The organism is Thalassospiraceae bacterium LMO-SO8 (genome assembly GCA_031655335.1).
Taxonomy (GTDB): Bacteria; Pseudomonadota; Alphaproteobacteria; order Rhodospirillales; family Casp-alpha2; genus UBA1479.
The window spans coordinates 3241730-3262720 of record CP134226.1 but is presented as its reverse complement, the minus strand read 5'-3'; the positions used below and the strand labels follow the sequence as shown (position 1 = coordinate 3262720).

At 65.0% G+C, this 20991-nt stretch carries 19 protein-coding genes and 1 tRNA gene; 7 read left to right on the top strand and 13 right to left on the bottom strand.

All coding sequences use genetic code 11. The features are described 5' to 3' along the window. Window positions 1-2: 2 nt before the first annotated feature. From RJ527_15670 to RJ527_15655, 4 genes are all read left to right on the top strand, one after another. Entirely contained in the window at window positions 3-983 is a 981-nt protein-coding gene (locus RJ527_15670; GenBank protein ID WND75461.1) for a hydroxyacid dehydrogenase, read from the top strand. 25 nt (window positions 984-1008) lie between these two features. Next, complete coding sequence (locus tag RJ527_15665; GenBank protein WND75460.1) at window positions 1009-2385, top strand: acyclic terpene utilization AtuA family protein; 1377 nt, start codon at window positions 1009-1011, stop codon at window positions 2383-2385. Next, window positions 2382-2756 (top strand): hypothetical protein, encoded by a 375-nt coding sequence (locus tag RJ527_15660; protein WND75459.1) that lies wholly within the window; start codon window positions 2382-2384, stop codon window positions 2754-2756. Before RJ527_15665 ends, RJ527_15660 begins: the two co-directional genes overlap by 4 nt. Window positions 2757-2829: 73 nt before the next feature. Next, a complete protein-coding gene (locus tag RJ527_15655; protein WND75458.1) occupies window positions 2830-3258 on the top strand; it encodes a WbuC family cupin fold metalloprotein in 429 nt (142 codons plus the stop codon). Here RJ527_15655 and RJ527_15650 read toward each other — a convergent pair. The 10 genes from RJ527_15650 to RJ527_15605 form a co-directional block, all read right to left on the bottom strand. Then, window positions 3255-4217 carry a LysR family transcriptional regulator gene (locus RJ527_15650; GenBank protein WND75457.1) on the bottom strand — a complete coding sequence of 321 codons (963 nt, stop codon included), beginning with the start codon at window positions 4215-4217 and terminating at the stop codon, window positions 3255-3257. The two genes, RJ527_15655 and RJ527_15650, sit on opposite strands and share 4 nt — an antisense overlap. A gap of 31 nt (window positions 4218-4248) precedes the next feature. Continuing rightward, window positions 4249-5295: a carbon-nitrogen hydrolase family protein gene (locus RJ527_15645; GenBank protein ID WND75456.1), complete on the bottom strand. Its 1047-nt coding sequence runs from the start codon at window positions 5293-5295 to the stop codon at window positions 4249-4251. 114 nt (window positions 5296-5409) lie between these two features. Next, complete coding sequence (locus RJ527_15640) at window positions 5410-6723, bottom strand: ABC transporter substrate-binding protein (protein ID WND75455.1); 1314 nt, start codon at window positions 6721-6723, stop codon at window positions 5410-5412. A gap of 61 nt (window positions 6724-6784) precedes the next feature. Then, window positions 6785-7483 (bottom strand): ABC transporter ATP-binding protein, encoded by a 699-nt coding sequence (locus tag RJ527_15635; protein ID WND75454.1) that lies wholly within the window; start codon window positions 7481-7483, stop codon window positions 6785-6787. Continuing rightward, window positions 7476-8228 (bottom strand): ABC transporter ATP-binding protein, encoded by a 753-nt coding sequence (locus RJ527_15630; protein ID WND75453.1) that lies wholly within the window; start codon window positions 8226-8228, stop codon window positions 7476-7478. The genes RJ527_15635 and RJ527_15630 overlap by 8 nt, the downstream gene beginning before the upstream one ends. Then, window positions 8225-9238, bottom strand: a complete 1014-nt coding sequence (locus tag RJ527_15625; protein WND75452.1) for a branched-chain amino acid ABC transporter permease — start codon at window positions 9236-9238, stop codon at window positions 8225-8227. The genes RJ527_15630 and RJ527_15625 overlap by 4 nt, the downstream gene beginning before the upstream one ends. Then, window positions 9235-10092, bottom strand: coding sequence for a branched-chain amino acid ABC transporter permease (locus tag RJ527_15620; protein WND75451.1), 858 nt, complete (start codon window positions 10090-10092; stop codon window positions 9235-9237). Before RJ527_15620 ends, RJ527_15625 begins: the two co-directional genes overlap by 4 nt. A gap of 245 nt (window positions 10093-10337) precedes the next feature. Then, the gene (locus RJ527_15615) at window positions 10338-11534 is read right to left on the bottom strand and encodes an NnrS family protein (protein WND75450.1); all 1197 of its coding nucleotides are present in this window, start codon (window positions 11532-11534) and stop codon (window positions 10338-10340) included. After that, window positions 11531-11770, bottom strand: coding sequence for a DUF1858 domain-containing protein (locus RJ527_15610; protein WND75449.1), 240 nt, complete (start codon window positions 11768-11770; stop codon window positions 11531-11533). Before RJ527_15610 ends, RJ527_15615 begins: the two co-directional genes overlap by 4 nt. Before the next feature lie 120 nt (window positions 11771-11890). Then, window positions 11891-12538 (bottom strand): Crp/Fnr family transcriptional regulator, encoded by a 648-nt coding sequence (locus RJ527_15605; GenBank protein WND75448.1) that lies wholly within the window; start codon window positions 12536-12538, stop codon window positions 11891-11893. Between the two features lie 181 nt (window positions 12539-12719). Between RJ527_15605 and RJ527_15600 the strand changes: the two genes are divergently transcribed. From RJ527_15600 to nirK, 3 genes are all read left to right on the top strand, one after another. Then, window positions 12720-13352 carry an NnrU family protein gene (locus RJ527_15600; GenBank protein ID WND75447.1) on the top strand — a complete coding sequence of 211 codons (633 nt, stop codon included), beginning with the start codon at window positions 12720-12722 and terminating at the stop codon, window positions 13350-13352. A gap of 113 nt (window positions 13353-13465) precedes the next feature. Then, window positions 13466-15760 carry a nitric-oxide reductase large subunit gene (locus tag RJ527_15595; GenBank protein WND75446.1) on the top strand — a complete coding sequence of 765 codons (2295 nt, stop codon included), beginning with the start codon at window positions 13466-13468 and terminating at the stop codon, window positions 15758-15760. Window positions 15761-15990: 230 nt separating this feature from the next. Continuing rightward, complete coding sequence (nirK, locus tag RJ527_15590) at window positions 15991-17007, top strand: copper-containing nitrite reductase (GenBank protein ID WND75445.1); 1017 nt, start codon at window positions 15991-15993, stop codon at window positions 17005-17007. Window positions 17008-17254: 247 nt separating this feature from the next. Here the strand turns inward: nirK and RJ527_15585 are convergent. From RJ527_15585 to gyrA, 3 genes are all read right to left on the bottom strand, one after another. Next, a tRNA-Lys gene (locus RJ527_15585) sits at window positions 17255-17330 on the bottom strand. A gap of 133 nt (window positions 17331-17463) precedes the next feature. Next, the gene (coaD, locus tag RJ527_15580; GenBank protein WND75444.1) at window positions 17464-17982 is read right to left on the bottom strand and encodes a pantetheine-phosphate adenylyltransferase; all 519 of its coding nucleotides are present in this window, start codon (window positions 17980-17982) and stop codon (window positions 17464-17466) included. Further along, window positions 17982-20762 carry a DNA gyrase subunit A gene (gene gyrA / locus RJ527_15575; protein ID WND78072.1) on the bottom strand — a complete coding sequence of 927 codons (2781 nt, stop codon included), beginning with the start codon at window positions 20760-20762 and terminating at the stop codon, window positions 17982-17984. Before gyrA ends, coaD begins: the two co-directional genes overlap by 1 nt. Between the last annotated feature and the right edge of the window lie 229 nt (window positions 20763-20991).

Here is a 20991-nt window from a genome sequence, read left to right as displayed (position 1 = left end):
CCATGGCCAAGAAAAAAGTGCTCATGACCGAGCGGATTCACCCCGCCGGACACGCGATCTTCGACGCCCGTGACGACATCGAGGTCGTGATCGCCGACGACGTCAGCGCCGAAGGATTGGCGAAAGCCCTGCCCGGAGTGCACGGAATCGCCGTGCGCACGGCGCAACTTCCCGAAGCGGTCCTGGCCCATGCCAACGACCTGCAAGTCGTCTCGCGCCACGGCGTCGGCTGCGACAACATCGCGGTCGACCACCTGACGGCGCGGGGAATTCCGGTCTGCATCGCGTCGGGCGCCAACGCGCGCTGCGTCGCCGAGCACACCATGACCATGATGATGACCCTGGCCCGCGACCTGACCGGCCAGACCGCCGCCGTGCGCGAGGGGCGTTGGGCCGACCGCGGCACGTTCAAGGCGAAAGACCTGTACCGTTCGACCATTCTGATCGTCGGCTACGGGCGCATCGGGCGCCTGCTCGCCCCGTTGTGCAAGGCCTTCGGCATGGATGTCGTCGTCGCCGACATCAAGCTCGACCGCGATCTCGCCGCCCAACAGGGCGTGCGGGCGGTCGAGGATTTCCGACCCGAATTGCCGCACGCCGATTTCGTGTCGCTTCACGTGCCGCTGGACGACACCACCCGCCACCTGATCGGACCCGATGAACTGGCCGCCATGAAACCGGGCGTCATCGTCATCAACAACGCCCGCGGCGGCGTGGTCGATGAACAGGCGCTCGCCGCCGCCCTCGACAGCGGCCATGTCATGGGTGCGGGGGTCGACGTGTTCTCGCAGGAACCGCCGCAGGACGGCCACCCCCTGGTCAACCATCCCCGAACCGTGCTGGCGCCCCATAACGGCGCGGCGTCGTTCCTGGCCCTGGAAGCAGCGGCGGCGATGACGGCGCAGAACATCCTGGATCATTTCGACGGTTGTCTGAAGGACGAGATGATTTTCAATCTGGACGGCTTGCAGCGCGCGTCCTAACGCAGGACGACGGGAGGAATCACGCATGACCGCATCCACGGTCTACATCGGCTCCGGCGCCGGGTTCGCGGGCGACCGCATCGACGCGGGCCTGCCCGTGGTCGAAACCCTGGCCCGGCGCGACGGCCCCCGCTACCTGATCTTCGAGGTCATGGGGGAACGGACGCTCGCCATCGCCCAGCGCATCAAGATGCGCAACCCGGAACTGGGCTATTCGCCCTATCTGGAACCCTATCTGCGCGGCGTGCTTAAGGCCGCCAAGGACGCGGGTGTGCGCATCGTCGCCAACCTGGGCAACGCCAACCCGCTGGGCGGCGCCAAGAAAACGTTGGAGATCGCCCGGGAGTTGGGCATCGAGGGCCTGCGCGTCGCCGTGGTGCTGGGCGACGACCTGTTGGGCTTCATGACGGCGGAAGATGTCGCGGGCTTGCCGACCATCGAAGGTGTGACCATCCAGGGTAAGGAGATCGTCGCCGCCAACGCCTATCTGGGTGCCAGGCCCGTGGCGGAGGCCCTGACCCTGGGCACCGATGTGGTGCTGGTCGGGCGCACGACAGACGCGGCTCTGGTGCTGGGGCCGCTGATCCATGAATTCGGCTGGACCGAAGACGACTGGGACCGCCTCGCCGCCGGGACCTTGGCGGGCCATCTTCTGGAATGCGGTGGTCAGGTCACGGGCGGGTATTTCTGCGACCCCGGGTTCAAGGACGTGCCCGGCATGGACGAACTGGGCTTCCCCATCGGCGAGATCGGCGCCGACGGCTCCCTCGTCATCACCAAGGCGGAGAACACGGGCGGACTTGTCACCAAGGCCACGGTGACGGAACAGATTCTTTACGAAATGCACGACCCGGCGGCCTATCTGACGCCGGACGTGGCGCTCGACGTGACCGGCGTGACGCTGGCCGACGACGGCAAGGACCGCGTGCGCGTCCGGGGCGCCAAGGGCCATCCGCCACCAGAAACGCTGAAGGTGACCGTTTCCGCCGACGGCGGCTGGCTGGGCGAGGCCGAATTGACCTACGCCGGGCCCAACGCGCTGGCCCGCGCCAATCTGGCCGCCGACATCGTGCGCAAGCGCCTGGCGAGCCGCGGCGTCATCGATCCCGTGCGGGTCGAGATCGTGGGTGCGGGTGCGGCCTTCGACAACGACGCGTCGGACCGTCAGCGCGGCGCCAACATGCCCCTGGACGGCGAATACCGCCTTCGCGCCGCCGTGCGCACGGCGGACAAGGCGACGGCGCAATACGTGAACGACGAGGTGCTGAGCCTGTTCTGCTCCGGCCCGGCGGGGGGCGGCGGCTATCGTTGCTCCATCACCGGGCAGGTCAACACGGCTTCGGTTCTGGTACCGCGCGGCCCGGTCGAAGCCCAGGCCAAAGCCCAGGAGGTGACGGCATGAGCAAGGTCGACACCCTCACCCTGCCCCTTCACGCCGTCGCCCATGGCCGCGCCGGCGACAAGGGCAACCGCTCCAACATCTCCGTCATCGCCTATCTGCCCGACGCCTTCGCCCACCTGTGCGAGCAGGTGACGGAGCAGAAGGTGCTGGACCTGTTCCGCCACAAGGGGGCGACCAAGGTCACGCGCTATGTGCTGCCCAATCTGAACGCGCTGAATTTCGTCATCGACGACGCGCTCGAAGGCGGCGTCAACTCGGCCCTGACCCAGGACCTGCACGGCAAGACCCTGTCGTTCCTGTTGCTGGGCGAGATCGAGGTCACGGTGCCGCGAAGCTGTCTGCCCGTGGGATCCCGTTATCTGGTAGACTGAACGCATGGTTTCCGATTCCCGCGCCGCCAAGACCGTCTCGCCTGCCGACATCGTCGCCCTGGCTGCCGAGGCCATGGCATCCCCACGTCGGCGCAGCCACCGCAACCTGCATGCCGCGCCCGGCGAGCCGGTGCAGCGGGTGCTGATGGCGGCGGAGCCGGACACCTACGTGCAGCCGCATCGCCACCCGGACAAGCCCTGGGAAATGATCGTGCTGCTGTCCGGTGCGCTCGACGTGCTGCTGTTCTCAGAGGACGGGCAACTCGAACAGCGTATCGCCCTGCGCCCCGACGGCGAGCGCCTGATTGAATACCCGGGCGGAGTCTATCACGCGGCGGTGGTACTCGAGCCCGCGACGGCTGTGCTGGAAATCAAGCAAGGCCCCTACGACCCGTCGACCGCCAAGGAACTTCCCGCCTGGGCGCCCGCGGAAAACACTGACGATGGAGCACCGTTCCGGGATTTCATGCGGACCATGAAGGTCGGCGCGCGAGCCGGCTAACGTCCCGCGGCGGCGTCGGGGCCGCCGTTGAGAAATTCCGCATTGTCCTCGATCAGTGTCTTGAGGAAGTTGTGCACGTTGCGGATGCGCGGGATGTGTTCCAAGTCGTCGTGGATGCTGAGCCAGAAATCCCGTTTCACGCATAGCCTGTCGCCCAGCACCCGTTCCAGGCGCGGGTCCTGGTCGGCGACGAAGGTCGGCTGCATGGAAATGCCCATGCCCGCCGCCGCCGCGTGATACTGGGCGACCAGGCTGGTCGAACGAAATACGATGTTCTGGTCGCGCAGCACATCCGACATCCACCGCACCGCCGGGATCGCCACCAGTTCGTCGATATAGTCGATGAACCGATGATTTTTCAGGTCTTCGATCGTCTGCGGACGGCCGTAACGGTCCAGGTAATCCTTGGACGCATAGAGAAACAACGCGAACTCGCCGATCTTTTCGCTGGTGATGCGATGGCCGCTCGGCCGCGGAAAGCTGATCAGGACATCGGCCTCGCGCTTCGACAGGTTGACCCAGTGGGAGGCCGTGACCAGTTCCACGTTGATCGACGGATGCTGCTCGTAAAGCGACAGCATGCGGGGCGCCAGATACAGGCTGCCGAGGGCCTCCATGGTCGCGACGCGGATCGTGCCGCTGACTTCGGCCGTCTCGCCGCTGAAGGTCGCGGCGATCTGGGCGACATGCGCCTCGATCCCTTCGGCCTCGCGCAGCAGATCCTCGCCCCGGTCGGTCAGCAGGAAGCCGCCCGGGGTGCGCTCGAACAGCTTGGCGCCCAACGCCGCCTCCAGCGTCTTGATCCGCCGCCCGACGGTGGAATGAGTCAGCGACAGCGACCGCGCCGCATGGCTGAGCGATCGGTGACGCACCAGGGCCAGGAACAACGCAATGTCGTCCCAGTCGAAGCGGGACAGCTCTGAGGCATAGGCGCGCGGTTTCGGGTCCGGCTTGGTCACGGAACGGTTCTCCTGGGATGACGGGGAGACTTTACCCCGCCGCGGCCTCGTCCTCCAGGGCTCCGGCTTCGAGGGTTGCAAACGGCACGGCGCGCCCCTCCCCACCAATATCGTCGAACTGGGCCGGCGCCTGGTCGCGCCGCCGCACGGTCAACCCGAACACGTCGTAGCGGTTATAGTAGCCGGACACGTCATGGAACTGCTTGGGCACGATGCAGTCGTCCAGATCGATCTGCTCGATCAGAAGCTGATCCTCATCCTTGGCGCTTTCGGCGATGGCCAGGCCGCTGGGCCCGACGATCATGGACACACCGGGAGGCGATTCCTTGACGATGCGCAGCGCGTCGCCGTTGATCTGGGAAATGATCTCGTAGGCGGTATCGTCCAGGCGCGCGGCGCAGACGATGTTGAACACCTTGCCCTCGAACGAATGGGCCGCCGCGCGGATGCGGTTGGCCGACGCCAGGTCATAGCGGTCGTTGGCCGACGGCTCGTGGGTCGGCCATACGGGCGGGTAACTGGAAATATGGATCTGTTCGCCCTGGGCGATCAGGCTGAAGCGCGCCAGCGGGTTCGTGTTTTCGCCGCAGATCAGCGCGCCGATACGGCCAAGCGACGTATCGACCACGCGCAGGCCCGCGCCGTCGCCGTTCGACCACACCAGCTTTTCATAGAACGTGGGCACCAGCTTGCGGTGATGGTTGAGGATCGAGCCGTCGGCCCCGATCAGCAGGTTGGTGTTCCAGATGCAGCCGACGCTGCGGTCCGTGGACTCACTGATACCGATCGACACGATCATGCCCGTGTCACGCGCCGCCGAGCAGATCTTCAGGATCTCGGGTCCCGGTACGCGGATCGACTGGCTGACGAACCGTTTGAACAGGTCGTGGTTATGGATCGGCGCCGCCAGCGCCGGCCACACGGGAAATCCGGGCACGAAGGATTCCGGAAAGGCGATCAACTGCACGCCTTCCGCCGCCGCCTTGTGGATGTAATCGCAAACCTTGTCGACGGTTGCGCGGGCATCGAGGTAGACCGGCGCCAAATGGGCCGCCGCGACCGTGATTTTCTGGTTCATATTCGGTCTCGTGTTGTCGCAAGGGTGCGCCGGCCGTCTCCCTGTGGCGCGGGGAGAAATACGCGGGTGGAGACGGCCGGCCCCTTGCGGGGTTTCAGGTACCGCAGGCGTGGACTAGAGCTTGTGCGTGCGGAAGTCGTAGCGCGGCGGCAATTTCGCCATCAGGTCCTCGCGGGGAATGTGCTTCTTGAGGACGAACTTGGAGTCTTCGACGCGGCTCATGTAGCAGTCGATCATGCCGCTGTGGTCTTCGGCGCGCAGGATCTTCGAGCCCTGCGGATGGGCCAGGGAGTTCTCCATCTTCAGACCTTCGAGCGCTTCGATCACACCGGGGGTGTCCTTGTCGCTCTGCCAGCCGGAGGCCTCGATGGCGGCCTTGAGCGCGAAGAAGTTCTCGTAGCTCTGCCAGGCATGGCTTTTGGCCATGACCTTGCCGGAGCTTTCTTCCTTCGCATAGACCGGATCGACGCCCATCATCTCGATGAACTTGGCGTGGTATTCGTCGTTCTTGAATTCCAGGGGCCGCGGGAAGTTCTCCAGGAAGTAGACCCCTTCGGTGGCACCGTTGATGTCGCGGGGGTCGATCGCCTCGATCGTCCCGGACACGGAATACATCTTCATCTTCTCGTCCAGGCGCATGGACTTGGACTGCGTGTAGAACGCGACCGACAGGGCGCCGAAGAAGACCGAGAACAGGACTTCCGTTTCTTCCGGGATGCGCGCCAGATAGGGCACCAGATCCTTGGTGCCGAGCGGCACGGCGATCGGGTCGTTGACCTTGCCGCCGGCGGCTTCGATCAGCTTGCGGTGTTCCTGGTGATGGCTGTGGCCCCAGGCGTAATCGGGGAAGATCATGGTCCAGTTCTTGCCCAGGTTCTCCATCGCCCAGGGCACGCCCGCGGCGGCCAGGGCATAGGTGTCGGTGCCCGTGCGGAAGCTGTAGCGCGACCCCTTGGAGCCCGTCGCCTCGGTCGCCTCACCGGCCGAAAAATAGGGCGTCTTCAGTTCCGTCGCGATGGGGATCGAGGCCAGCATGATGCCCGAGTGGACGGAGCCGACAACGAACGACGCCTTCTGCCGCTGGATCAGCGAGCGCAGCTTGCGCGCACCGGCGGCCGGGTTCGATTCCGTGTCGGCGACGGCCAGTTCGACCTTGCGCCCGGCGATGCCGCCGCCCTCGTTGATCACCTTGACCGCGGCCTGGGCGCATTTGTCATGCCAATATCCCCAGGACGAAAACCCACCGGTCAGTTCGCATTGATGGCCGATCACGATGGGGCCGGACGCCTTGGCGAAGGCGTTATGGGTAATGCCGAAATAGGCCGTCGTGGCGGCGGCGCCCCCCGCCAGGGCGGTCTGCAGGAAGGATCGCCGGGTCTGGCCCGAACGGGGCGCCTTGGCCGGCTTCGATTTCACGTCTTTGGTCATTGTTCTGTCTCCAGCTGGGTTGTGACGGATCGTCGTGAAGCCCCGCCTTCATCGGCGGTTGTTAAACGGTGACCCCGAGATATCGGTGCAGGGTCTCCTTATCGTCTTTAAGGTCCTGAGCGGCGGCCTGATGCACGACGGCCCCCTTCTCCATGATGTAGATGCGCGAGCACAGGCGCAGCGCCGTCTTGATGTTCTGCTCGACCAGCAGGATCGACATGCCGGCGTCGTTGACCGCCTTGATCTCGCGGCGGATGTCCTGGACCAGGATCGGCATGATGCCCTCGGTCGGTTCGTCCAGGATCAGCAACCTTGGCTGCATGACGAGACAGCGCGCGATGGCAAGCATCTGCTGCTCGCCGCCGGACAGGGTGCCGCCGGGCTGGCTCAGGCGTTCTTTGAGGCGCGGAAAGCGGTCGAACACGTAGTCGAAAACCTGTGACGGCGGCGCCTTGGTCAGGCCGATCTCCAGGTTCTCCTTCACGGACAGCGAGGGAAAAATGCCCCGCCCCTGCGGCACATAACCGATCCCGGTGCCGGGAATGCTGTGCGGCGCGATCTCGGTCAGGCTGTGGCCGTCGAACACGATCTCGCCGCCGGTCGCCTTGACCAGGCCCATGATGGTTTTCAGTGTCGTCGTTTTGCCCACGCCGTTGCGGCCCAGGAGCCCGACCGCCTCGCCGGAGTGCACCTGTAGGGACGTCCCTTGCAGGACGTGAACCTTGCCGTAATGGGCGTGGACGGCGTTCAGCTCAAGCATCGTCGTCCCCCAGGTAGGCCGCGCGCACGTCGGCGTTTTCGGAAATCTCGGCCGGCGTGCCACGCGCCAGCACGGTGCCCAGCGCCATGACGATGATGTCGTCGGAAATGTCGAACACGACCTCGATGTCGTGTTCGATGATCACGATGTCGATACGCTTGGACAGTTCGCGGATTTTCTCCACGGTGCGTTCCGTCTCGGCCGGGCCCATGCCGCAGATCGGCTCGTCGAGCAGCAGAAGCTTCGGTTCGGTCGCGAGCGCGATGCCGATTTCCAGCAGCGCCACGTCGCCGTAGGACAGGTTGGCGGCCTCCTGCCCGGCCAAGTGGGTCAGCTGCAGTTCCTCAAGCAAGGCATCCGCCCGCTCGTTCGCCGCCCGGCAGGCCTTCATCGCCGTGAACGGCCGGAACACGCCGAGGCGGGATTGCGCCGCGATCCACAAATTCTCGCGCACGGTCATGCCGTGGAACACGCTTTTGATCTGTAGGGTGCGTGCCAGACCCAGGCGGCTGATCTCATGCACGGAGCAGTCCGTGATGTCCTGGCCCAAGAAGCGGATGGCCCCGGCCGATGGGGTCAGAATGCCGGTGACGACGTTGAACAGCGTCGTCTTGCCCGCCCCGTTGGGGCCGATGACCGCCGTCAGCTTGCCGCTGTCGACCGTGGCATGAACGCCGCCCAAAGCAGCCAATCCGCCAAAATGCTTCTCGATGCCGTCGATTTCCAGGATCGGGGTCGCGGTCATGGCAGGTCCTCCCCTTTCGCATCGGTACTGGGCGGGGGCGTTTCCGGGCGCGCGATGCGGCGGACCAGGGCCTGCCACAGGCCGCCCAGGCCCTTGGGCGCGAAGATCACGACCAGAATGACGATGATGCCGACCAGGATCAGATAGTGTTCCCAGGCGTGGGATAGTTCCTCGCGCAGCACGATCAGCAGCGACGTCCCGACCACGGGACCAAGCAGCGTGCCCGCCCCGCCGATGATGGCCCAGACAACGGCCTCGCCCGACACGTGATAGAACATGTAGGAAGCCGAGGCGTAGCGGCCGAAGAAGGCGAACAGCGCCCCCGCGGTCCCGGCGATGAAGCCGGCGATGACGAAGGCGGTCAGGCGGATCAGATAGACGTTGAGCCCGATCAGCGCGGCGCGGTGGTCGTTTTCCTTGACCGCGCGAAAGGCCGCGCCGAGCGGGCTTTTCAGGATCACCCCCATCAGCGCGTAGCAGACGCCGACGATGGCGATGATGAAGTAGTACTGCACCGTCGGATCGGTCAGCGACAGTTCCCATTCACCGATGCTGACGATCGGCGGCATGGTGAAGGACAGGCCGTCGTCGCCGCCGGTCAGCGGCTTCCACGACAGGGCCGCGAAATAGAAGATCAGCGAGAACACGACGGTGATGATCGCGAAGTAGTGCCAGGTCAGGCGCACGGCAAGCGCCCCCGCGACCAGGGCCATGGCCGTCGCCATGACGACGCCCAGGCCGAAGGCGGGCCAGAACCCCAGCCCCAGCTTGGCCACGCCGATGGCGACCCCGTACATGCCCATGCCGAAGAACAGGGCCTGACCGAACGACAGCAGGCCGACATAGCCGAACAGCAGGTTCACGCTGGCCGCCAGCAACGACCAGATCAGCATCTCGGCATAGATGTCGACCCAGAACCCGTCGACCAGGAGCGGCAGGAACCACGGCGCCGCGAGGGTCAGCAGGGCCACCACGACAAGCCCCAGACGATTGATTGCCGCCGCCGTCATCGGGTCGACCCCGAGAAAATACCGTGCGGACGGACCAGCAGGACGGCGCTCATCAGACAGAGAGAGCCGATGCGGGCCAGGGTCGGGTCCGTGAAGCTGGCCATCACCCCTTCGAAGAAGGCAAGCATGACCGCCGCCGCGACCGTGCCTTCCAGATTGCCCAGGCCGCCGATGATGACGGCCATGAAGCAGAACGGCAGGATATCGACACCGGCCTGGAAATCGACGGTGGTGATCGGGCCGGCGACGACACCGCCGAGAGACGCCATGGCAAAGCCGATGGCGAAGGTCACCATATAGACGCGGCGGGCCGGGATGCCCATGGCCGTCGCCGTTTCCGGGTCGAAACGCACGGCGCGCATCCAGGTGCCCAGCTTGGTGCGGTGCAGGAACAGGAAGAAACAGCCAATGGCGGCGATCGACAACAGGGCCGCGAACAGGCGGTAGACTTCATATTCCAGGCCGAACAACGGCACCGTTTCCTCGATGGGGGCGGTCAGGCGGGCCGGCGTCGCGCCGAAGGTCGCCCGCACGCTTTCCTGTAGGATGATCGACAACCCGAAGGTCGCGACGATGGACAGCGCCGCCGCGTTCTTGATCGGTTGGATCACCGTGTATTCGATCACGGCGCCGATGGCGAAGCCCAGGATCGGCACGATGGCGAATGCCAGCCAGTAATTGCCCGTGGTGTCGAACACGAACCAGGCCAGCACCGTACCGACCATGAAGAAGTCGCCGTGCGCGATGTTGATGATGTCGAGAAGCCCGAAGATGATCGACAGCCCCAGGGCGATCAGTGCGATGATCAGCCCCCAAACGATGCCGTTCATCCCAAGTGCGATGACAAGTTCCATGCCGTGTTGGCCCCCTTGTGAGCACCCGTTTTTTGGTGCGTGTTACGGAAACGGTGCCTTGAATTAATTTGAACGGCAATTCAAAATTTTTGCACGCATCTGTGCAAAAATAATCACGTATCTCTTTCAGAGATCATACTTATGTATTCGCGCGCAGGTCACGGAAAGCCGCGACGCAGGGCAAGCCATTGGGATTAAGGGGGTATTTTCCGCGGCCCAGGCCGTCGATCGGCGCTACCGGGCGGTCACCTGCCGCACAGGATCGCCCCGTAACGAAGGACAAACAGGGCGAATGCCGCGCACCAAAGCCCCCCCGAAAGGGACAGCATCAGGTGATAATCACCCGTGAAGGGCGCCAGGACTCGGAACGCCGCGGCCAGAAAGACGAAGATATATATCGCCGTCGTGGCGCCGTCGGCGGCAAGTGCGCGGCCCGTATGCCCCAGGGTCGCCCGGGTCATCACCGCCAGCACCATGCCGCCCATGGCGCCCGCCGTCAGGGCATGCAGGCCTGCTGTTTGCGGAATATTGTCGGTAAACCCGGCCGCGCCCATTAATAGAAGTCCGATCGGAACCCACAGGTATCCGGCATGCAGGCTCCAGACCAGGGGGTCCCGCAGGCAGGCCATACCCTTCCAACGCCCCAGCCGGATGACATGCAATCCGCCGGCGGCCAAAAGAACATAGGCCGTCGCCGCGTGATCCGGCACGGCGACCCAACCCGCGAGGGCGGCCAGGGTCGCCAGCAACACGCCCCGGTCGAAGCCGTCGAACGGCGCCGGGCGCGCGATGCCGGGCCGGTTTTTCGCCAGCCAGTTGCCCGTGAAACTGGGGATGATCCGCCCCCCGACGAGGCAGATCAACATGATGATCACGGCAACGCCCAAACGGGCGCCGATCCCGTCGGGCAGCGCCACGCCCGCCGCTTCGGCATGGACCAAACCGTTGGCGACCGCCAGAACGCCGACCGCGCCGACGACCGGCAGGTTACGCCAGTTGCGCCCGGCAAGGATTTCGCGGAGCGCCACCGCCATCAGGACAGGCAGAAACGCGCCGTCGATCACGGCGGCGGGCAGCACGCCGAGAACGGCGCTGTAGGCCACCGCCGCGCGCCCGGCAAGCCACACCCCGAACAGCGCGATCAGCCCCCAGCCCTGCAACGGCATCCGTCCTGTCCAGTTGGGGATGGCGGTCAACAGAAACCCGGTCACGACGGCGGCGATGACGCCGAATATCATTTCATGGGCATGCCACTGGACGGCCGGAAACACCGTGCGGACCTCGATGTCGCCGGACAGAACGGCGACCCATAACACGACATAAACCACCGCCGACAGGCCCGCCGCCAGGAAGAACGGCCGAAACCCCTGGCTGAACAACGTCGCCCCCTGCCATTCGGCGTATCGGGGAGTGCCGCCCAGGTTCGCAACCCGTTGGGTCATAACCGAACCTCCCGTACCGCGTCGGTGCCGGCCTCTGCACTGATTTCCTCATGGATGGCAGCCGTCAAACCGCTGACCTTAACGCCATGGGCCGCGCAGGCCTCATTCACGGTTTCGAACGGCGCCATGACGCAGCCTGGGCAGGCCATCTTCAGGCGGTTGAAGGCACGCGTGGCCCTCGGCCAGCGGGTCAGCAAGTCGTTGACGATCATTTTCCCAAGTTCAGCGGATTGCATCGTGGTTCTCCGGTCATTGCGGTAATGCCCGTGCTCAGAATAGGCCGTGCAATTCCGCGATCATTGCGCCGGCGCAAATAGCGGCAAAATTACTCTTCCGGTGGCAGCGCCGGGCGCCGGTTATTCATGCTCGGCGATCTGAACCAGCCGGTGCGGCTGGGTGATGACCAGATGCGACGACCGCTTGCCGCTGAGAATTCCCTCCTGTTCCCAGGCGGCCAGGGTGCGGCTCACCGTATGCAGGGTCGTTGCGTTCATTTCCGCGATTTCGTTGCGCGACAGGATGAACGGAATTTCGACGCCATCCTCGACCCGTCGCCCCGCCTGCCGCACCATGCGCAGCAGAGTCGCGGCGATGCGGCGCTCAACCCGCTGGGTCGCCAGTTCCCTCAAACGTTCCTGCAGTTCTTCCAGCCGTCCGCCGATCAGATCGATGGCGTTGCTCGCCAGAACAGGATGTTCGGCGATCAGCTTGGCCTTGGCGGTGGCGCTCCAGAACAAGGCCATACCGTCCTCGACCGCCACCGGCGTGGCCGGATAGGGCTTCCTGCGCAGGACGGCGACGGTGCCGACCAAGTCGCCCGGGCCGAGAAAACGGATAACCACGTTGCGTCCATCGGGAGTCGTCTGATCCAACCGCACGCGGCCCCAGGCAAGGAGGTAGCTGTAACTCGCCTCCTCCCCTTGCAGGAACAGGCTTTCGTTGATCTTGAGCGGTAACTCCCTGGCCGCCTCCGCCGCCGCGGTCAACGCCGGGTCGTCGGCCATGGCGAAAAACGCCGCGCGCTGGAGAATCGTTTTCCGTGCATCCAGGTCCAAATCGCCATCCTTTCGTCGATGCTGCGGACCATACTACCAAGTCGGCGCGCGGGGAGCTATTCCCGGCGGGCAATGCAACTTGCGCCGGCGCAAATGGACCGGCCCGCGATCTGTTAAGATCGGCCCCCTAATGATCGAACTCGCCACAGCCCTGGCCCTGCTGGCCCTGACCCACTGGGTTCCCTCCGCACCCGGCGTCCGTCCCCTTTTGATCCGCCGCCTGGGCCTCGGCGGCTTTCGCGCGGCGCATAGCCTCGTTTCCCTGGCGATCGTCGCCTGGCTGGTCGTCGCCTATGGCGCGGCGGATGGCCCCTGGCTGTGGGTGCCGCCGATCTGGGGCCGTTGGGTCGCCGTTTTCGCGATGCCCTTGGCGCTGTGGCTGATTGTCGCACGGCTTCTTGAACGGCCGAACGCCTCTCCCACGGGCATCTACAGGATCACGGCGACGCCGGGCTCTCTCGGTCTGCTCGTCTGGGCGGTCCTGCACCTTCTGAACGTCGGCGACGCCCGCGCGGTTATGCTGTTCGGCACCTTCGCCGCCATTGCCCTGGCGGCCATGGTCAAGAACTGGAAGACCGCGCCGCCGGCGCGCCGGGTTGTCGGCATCCTGCCCGGCCTGGGCATGCTGTCGGGACGTACGCCCGTCGTCTTACGCGACTTGCGCCCGTTGCCGGCCCTTCTCGCCATCGGCCTGTGGCTTTTGTTGTTGGTCCTGCATCCCATCGTCATCGGCCTGGACCCGCTGGCCGGCATCGTTCGCTGAAATCCCTCCCACGTCGAATTTGTGCCAGCGCAAGTTCGCCCCCTCCCGCCTACGCTATGTCTTGCCGGCCCCGTGGAAATCCACCGAGGCATAGATCAAGGAGGTTGCGCACCATGCAAACGACATCATTGAAACGGCTGTGGCTGGCCCTCGGCCTGATCCTCATCGCGTCCTTCGGGACCCTGGGGTTCCTGGGCCGGGAGATCCACCGCGAGGCGCCGCCGATTCCGGCGGCCGTCGTATCCGCCGCCGGTGACGTCCTTTTCACCAAGGACGACATTCAGACCGGCCGCCAGGTCTACCAATCCATGGGCGGCCAGCAGGTCGGCTCGATCTGGGGTCACGGCGCCTATCTGGCGCCCGACTGGTCGGCGGACTGGCTGCACCGGGAAGCCGTCACCCTGCTCCAGGTCTGGGCCGAACGCGTGTATCGGGCAGCGCGCTTCGAAGACCTGACCCCGGGCCAGCAGGCAGTGCTCAAGGATCGCCTGAAGACCGAAATGCGCTTGAACACCTACGACCCTGCGAGCGGCACCATCACGGTGTCGGATGACCGGGCCGAAGCCATCGCCCGCGTCGCCGGGCATTATGTCGCCCTGTTCGGCAACGGCGCCGAACTCGCCAGCCTGCGCGAGGACTATGCCATCGCCAACAACGCCATCCCCGATCAGGGGCGGCGCGAAAAGCTGGCGGCGTTCTTCCAATGGGCCGCCTGGGCGACGACCACGGAACGTCCCGGCCAAGACATCACCTACACCGCCAACTGGCCCCATGAGGAACTGGTCGGAAACGCGCCGTCGACGGACAACGTGGTGTGGTCGATCGCCAGCATAGTACTCCTGATCGCCGGCATCGGCGCGCTGAGTTGGTGGCATTCGGCGCGCAAGGAGGAACCAGCGCCGCGGGCGCCGGCCGAGGATCCGCTCGGCGGCCTTGCCCCGACGCCTTCCATGAAGGCGACCGCCAAATACTTCTGGACGGTCATTGCCCTGTTCGGCGCGCAGATTTTCCTGGGCGCCGTGACCGCCCACTACGCGGTCGAAGGTCATGACTTCTACGGCATTCCGCTTTCTGACGTCCTGCCCTATGCGGTGACCCGTACCTGGCACACGCAGTTGGCCGTGTTCTGGATCGCCACGGCCTGGCTGGCCACGGGGCTCTACCTCGCCCCGGCGCTGAGCGGGCACGAGCCGAAGTTCCAGAAGCTCGGCGTCGACCTGCTCTACGGCGCGCTCGTCCTGGTCGTGGTCGGCTCCATGGCCGGCGAATGGCTGGGCGTGCAGCAGATGTTCGACCTGGACACCAACTTCTGGATCGGCCACCAGGGCTGGGAATACGTCGACCTGGGCCGCGTGTGGCAGATCGCCCTGTTCGCCGGGCTGATGCTGTGGCTGGCGTTGATGGGCCGGGCCCTGTGGCCGGCACTGCGTAAACCCGGCGACCAGCAACCGCTGATCGTCATCCTGTTCCTGTCCACGATCGCCATCGGCCTGTTCTACGGGGCCGGCCTGACCTGGGGCAAGCACACGCACCTATCGATGATCGAGTACTGGCGCTGGTGGGTGGTTCACCTGTGGGTCGAGGGCTTCTTCGAGGTCTTCGCCACGGCGGCCGTCGCATTGCTGACGGTGAAGCTGGGCCTCGTCCGCGCCCGCACGGCCAACCATGCCGTTCTGTTCGCCACCGTGATCTTCTTGACAGGCGGCGTGTTGGGCACCTTACACCACCTCTACTTCTCGGGCACGACCACGGGTGTGATCGCCGTGGGGGCCGTGTTCTCGGCGCTGGAGGTTGTGCCGCTTGCCCTGGTCGGTCACGAGGCCTTCGAGACCTACCGCCTGACCAAGCGCGCGCCTTGGGTCGAGACCTATAAATGGCCGATCCTGTTCTTCGTCGCGGTCGCGTTCTGGAATCTGGTGGGCGCCGGCCTGTTCGGCTTCCTCATCAACCCGCCGATCTCGCTCTACTACGTGCAGGGCCTCAATCTGACGGCAACCCACGGCCATGCCGCTCTGTTCGGGGTCTACGGACTGCTCGGCATCGGACTGATGCTGTTCTGCCTGCGCGGTCTGTTCCCCCGTCAAGCCTGGTCGGACCGGCCGCTCGCCTGGGCGTTCTGGCTGCTCAACGGCGGGCTCGCCATGATGGTGGTCATGAGCCTGTTCCCGGTCGGCATCGTGCAAGCCTGGGCCAGCGTCTCGAAAGGCCTGTGGTACGCGCGGTCGGCCGAGGTGATGCAGAGCGATCTGGTTCACACCCTGGTGTGGCTGCGGGTGCCGGGCGACATCGTGTTCAGCGCCGGTGCGGCCGTCCTGGCGGTGTTCGCGGCCGGCCTTGTCCTGCGGTCTCGGCGCAAGCGCGCTCCCGCCGCCGAAACACCGGCCGTCACCGCCCAGCCGGCCGAATAACCGGGCGCAACCTGGGGGAGCCGGCCCTGTCCCCGCCGCATGGCGGGGCGGGGCCGGTTCCTTTTTTATACCCTTCAATGCGATGGGCCGCCTTCAGAACTAAATTCCGTGAATTTGTTGCAACGCAAAAACCCCTGTCCCGTGTTGGGGCATTGTCCAGGGGTCAGCGACGACGCCCCGGTAAGCGAGCCGCCATCGGCTAGACGTCAAGCAAGAAGGAGTAGCTTGCGATGAAACCATTCCTGAAAGCCACGACAAGCGCATTGGCCCTGGCCGCCGTTATCGGCCTGGGCAGCGTGACAACCGCCGCCGCCGCCGAAAGCATCGTCCGCAATCCGGCGGAAGTTCCCGCCCCCATCACCCGCAGCAAGCCCACGACCGTGAAGGTCGCGCTTGAGACCATCGAGCGCGTCGCCGAACTGAACGACGGCAGCACCTACCGCTTCTGGACCTTCAACAACCAAGTGCCGGGCCCGATGATCCGGGTGCGCGTCGGCGACACGGTCGAGGTCACCATGAAGAACGCCGGCGACAGCTGGGTCGGGCACAACGTGGATTTCCACGCGGTTACCGGTCCCGGCGGCGGCGCCAAGGCGACCATCGCCGCCCCCGGCGAGTCCAAGTCCTTCACCTTCAAGGCGATGAAGCCGGGGCTTTATGTCTATCACTGCGCGACGCCGACGGTCGCCCAGCATATCGCCAATGGGATGTACGGGATGATCTTGGTCGAGCCCGAAGGCGGCCTGCCGAAGGTCGACAAGGAATTCTACGTCATGCAGGGCGAGCTCTACACCACCGAGCCGATCGGAACCAAGGGCGAGTTGACCGAGGACTATGACCGCCTGATCGACGAACTGCCGACCCACTATGTGTTCAACGGCAAGGTCGGCGGTCTGACCAAGGACAAGCCCCTGACCGCCAAGGTCGGCGAGACCGCGCGCATCTACTTCGGTGTCGGCGGCCCCAACAAGACGTCCAGCTTCCACGTGATCGGCGAGATCTTCGACACGGTCTACGACCTGGGCGGCGTCAAGCGGACCACCAAAGACGTGCAGACGGTGACCGTCGCCCCCGGCGGCGCCACCATCGCCGACATCAAGTTCGAGGTGCCGGGCACCTACGTGGTCGTCGACCATGCCCTGAGCCGCCTCGAAAAAGGCCTGGCCGGACACATCAAGGTAGACGGCCCCGAGAACCCCGAGGTGTTCAAGGCGCCGAAGAAGGACGAACTGGCCGCGAACCGCTGATTCCCCAGCCTACCCTACCCCAAAACTCAGAGCCCCGGACGGCACCGCCGTTCGGGGCTTCCCTGTCCGGCGAACCGTGGAACGGCCAGCGCGCACAAGGATTCATCCCCGGGCGTTAGCATGCGTGGTCCCGGCGTGATTGCCGCCATAAAGGAGCGCGCGGCCGGTCACGTTGGCGGCAAGACGGCCCTGCGCGACGCCGGGCAAGGAAAACCCCTGGAAATCAGCGCTTCCAGGGGTTCCGAAATGGTACGCGCTGCAGGGATCGAACCTGCGACCTACTGATTAAAAGTCAGTTGCTCTACCAACTGAGCTAAGCGCGCATATCGGTGTTCGGGGCCTTCGCCGGACGGTGCCCGGCAAGGCAGGCGGGAAATTACGGGCCAAAGGCCCCTAGGTCAACGCTGTATACCGCTTTTTTCCAGGTTTTCGCACGGCGCCGGGGGGGGCCGGGCGTCAGTCGGCGGCGTTCTTGCGCTCGGCGAAGCGCACCATCAACTGTTCCTTCACCGCCGGCGAGACGAAATGGCCGACATCGCCGCCGAGGGAGCCGATTTCCTTGACGAAACGGGACGAGATGAACTGATGGCGTTCGGACGCCATGAGGAACACGGTTTCCACCTTGGGATTGAGGCGCGCATTCATGCCCGCCATCTGGAATTCGTATTCGAAGTCGGACACGGCGCGCAGTCCGCGAACAATAAGAGACGCGCCGACCTCGCCGACGAATTCCATGAGCAGATTGTCGAAGGGTTTGACCTCGACCCGCGCGGCGATTCCGCCGTCGAGGGCCGCGATCTCGGCCTCCAGCATGGCGACCCGTTCCTCGAGCGTGAACAGGGGCCCCTTGCCCGCGTTGACGGCCACGGCGACGACCAGTTCGTCGACCACCCGGGCCCCCCGCGTGATGATGTCCATATGCCCCTTGGTCACCGGGTCGAAGGTGCCGGGGTAAACGCCGCGATGGCCGGGCATCAGGGCTGCTCCTCTTCCGGGGCGTCGGGAGAATCATCCGGGGTGTCGGCTGCTGCCTCTTCCGGCGCGGCGCCTGACGCTTCGGCGGTTTCGCCCTCGCCGTCTTCCATGTCGTCCTCGTCCTCGCCGTCGTCCTGCACGTCGCGCAGGCGCGATACGGAGACGACGTGTTCGCCCTCCGCCGTGTTGAACACCCGCACGCCGCGCGATGACCGCGAATAGATGGAAATGCCGTCCACGGGCACGCGGATGATCTGACCGCCGTTGGACACCATGACAAGCTGGTCTTCCTCCAACACGCCGAAGGCCGCGACCACGCGGGCGTCGGGCTTGCCCGCGCGTTCCACGTTGATGTTGCCGACGCCCTGCCCGCCGCGTCCGGAAATCCGGTATTCATAGGCGGACGTGCGCTTGCCGTAACCGTCTTCGGTCAGGGTCAGGATGAACTGGTCATTTTCCTGCATTTCCTGGAATTTGGGTTCCTCCAGGCGGGCCGCCAGTTCCTCGTCGCGCGCCTTGTCCTCGGGGCGTTCGGAATAATCGCCCGACTTCAGACGCCGGGCCGCGTTGCGGGCCTGCAAGTAGGCGTCGCGGTCGTCCGTTTCGACCTTCACATGGCGGACCACGGAAAGCGCGATCAGCTCGTCCCCCTTGGGCAGGCGCATGCCGCGCACGCCATGGGACGAACGGCCGGAAAACACCCGCACGTCGGGAACGGGGAACCGAATGCACTTGCCGCCGGCGGCCGACAGCAGAATGTCGTCGTCTTCCGTACAGACGCGCACGCGGACCAGTTTGTCGTCCGCGTAATCGCCCTCGAACTTCATGGCGATCTTGCCGTTGGCGCGCACATCCGTGAAATCGGACAAGGCATTCCGGCGCACATAGCCGGACGCCGTGGCGAACATGACGAACAGATCGCCCCAGGTGCTTTCATCCTCTGGCAACGGCATGACGGTGGAGATCGTCTCGCCCTCTTTCAGCGGCAGCAGGTTGATGAACGCCTTGCCGCGCGCCTGCGGCGTGCCGACGGGCAGACGGTAGACCTTCATTTTGTAGACCATGCCGGCGGAGGAGAAGAACAGCATGGGGGTATGCGTATTGGCGACGAACACCTGGCTGACGAAATCCTCGTCGCGGGTCGCCATGCCCGACCGCCCCTTGCCGCCGCGGCGCTGCGCGCGGTAGGTCGACAGCGGCACGCGCTTCACATATCCCGCGTTGGTCACGGTGACGACCATATCCTCGCGCTGGATCAGATCCTCGAGGTCGTGTTCGAACTCGTCGTCTTCCAGGGACGTGCGGCGCGGATCGGCGAACTTCTCGCTCATTTCCACCAGTTCGTCGCGCAACAGCTTGAACAGCATTTCGCGCGAGGCGAGCAACTCCAGGTAATGGCTGATCTGCGCGCCCAGTTCCTTCAGGTCGCCGCCGATCTTGTCCCGCTCCAGCCCGGTCAGGCGGTGCAGGCGCAGTTCCAGGATCGCCCGGGCCTGTTCCTCCGACAGCTTGTAGACGCCGTCGACCACGGCGCGGCCGGGCTCGTCCAACAGGCGGATCATGGGTTCGATCTCGTCGGCCGGCCAGTCGCGGGACATCAACTGCTCGCGCGCCGCCTGCGGATCCTTCGCGGCGCGGATCAGGGCGATGACTTCGTCGATGTTGACCACGGCGACGGCCAATCCCACCAACACGTGGGCGCGTTCCCGCGCCTTGGCCAGTTCATAGATGGTGCGCCGGCGGATGACTTCTTCACGGAAGGCGACGAAGGCGACGATGATGTCCTTCAGGTTCATCATCTTCGGCCGCCCCTGATCCAGGGCCAGCATGTTGACGCCGAACGATGTCTGTAGCGGCGTGAAGCGGTATAACTGGGCCAGCACGACCTCGGGCTCGGCGTCGCGCTTGATCTCGACGACCACGCGCACGCCGTCGCGGTCGGACTCGTCACGCAGGTCGGAAATGCCCTCGATCTTCTTGTCGCGCACGGCGTCGGCCATGATCTCGATCATGCGCGCCTTGTTCACCTGATAGGGAACTTCATGGACGATGATCGCGAAGCGGTCCTTGCGGATTTCCTCGATCGAGGTCTTGCCGCGCACGACCACGGACCCGCGCCCCGTGTGGTAGGCCGAAATTATGCCCTGCTTGCCGAGAATCTGGGCCCCCGTGGGGAAATCCGGGCCCTGCACGTGGTTGGCGATCAACTCGTCGATGGTGATGTCGGGATTATCGATATAGGCGCAGCAGGCGGAAATCACCTCGCCCAGATTGTGGGGCGGAATGTTGGTCGCCATGCCGACGGCGATGCCCGCCGCCCCGTTGACCAGAAGGTTCGGGAACCCCGCCGGCAGAACCACCGGCTCGCGCGAGGATTCGTCGTAGTTGGGCTGAAAATCCACCGTTTCCCGGTCGATATCCTCCAACAAGGCATGGGCGGAGCGCGCCAGGCGCGCCTCCGTATACCGCATGGCGGCGGCACGGTCGCCGTCCATGGAGCCGTAGTTTCCCTGCCCGTCGACCAGCGGCAGCCGCATGGAAAAGTTCTGCGCCAAACGCACCATGGCGTCGTAGATCGCCTGATCGCCATGGGGGTGATACTTACCCATGACGTCCCCGACGATACGCGCGGATTTGCGGTAGGGCTTGCCCGCCTCGTAGCCGTTTTCCTTCATGGAAAACAGGATGCGCCGCTGCACCGGCTTCAGGCCGTCGCGCACGTCCGGCAGCGCCCGGCTGACGATCACGCTCATGGCGTAATCGAGGTAGGACGAACGCATTTCGTCTTCGATGGAGATAAGACTTACGTCCGAATCGGGCGGCAGCGGCTCAGCGCCGTCTGGCGGCAGATCGTCGGGGGCTGTCAAAGAGATTTTTCCTGATTTTTCAGATAATTACAGGCCGCAACGGCCGGCACATCCGGTTCCTGGTAATGCAGCGGCAATTCTAGCAGATCGGCCTTGCCGGAACAACTCGATCAGGCCCTCAAATCACCCGATTTTCTGATTA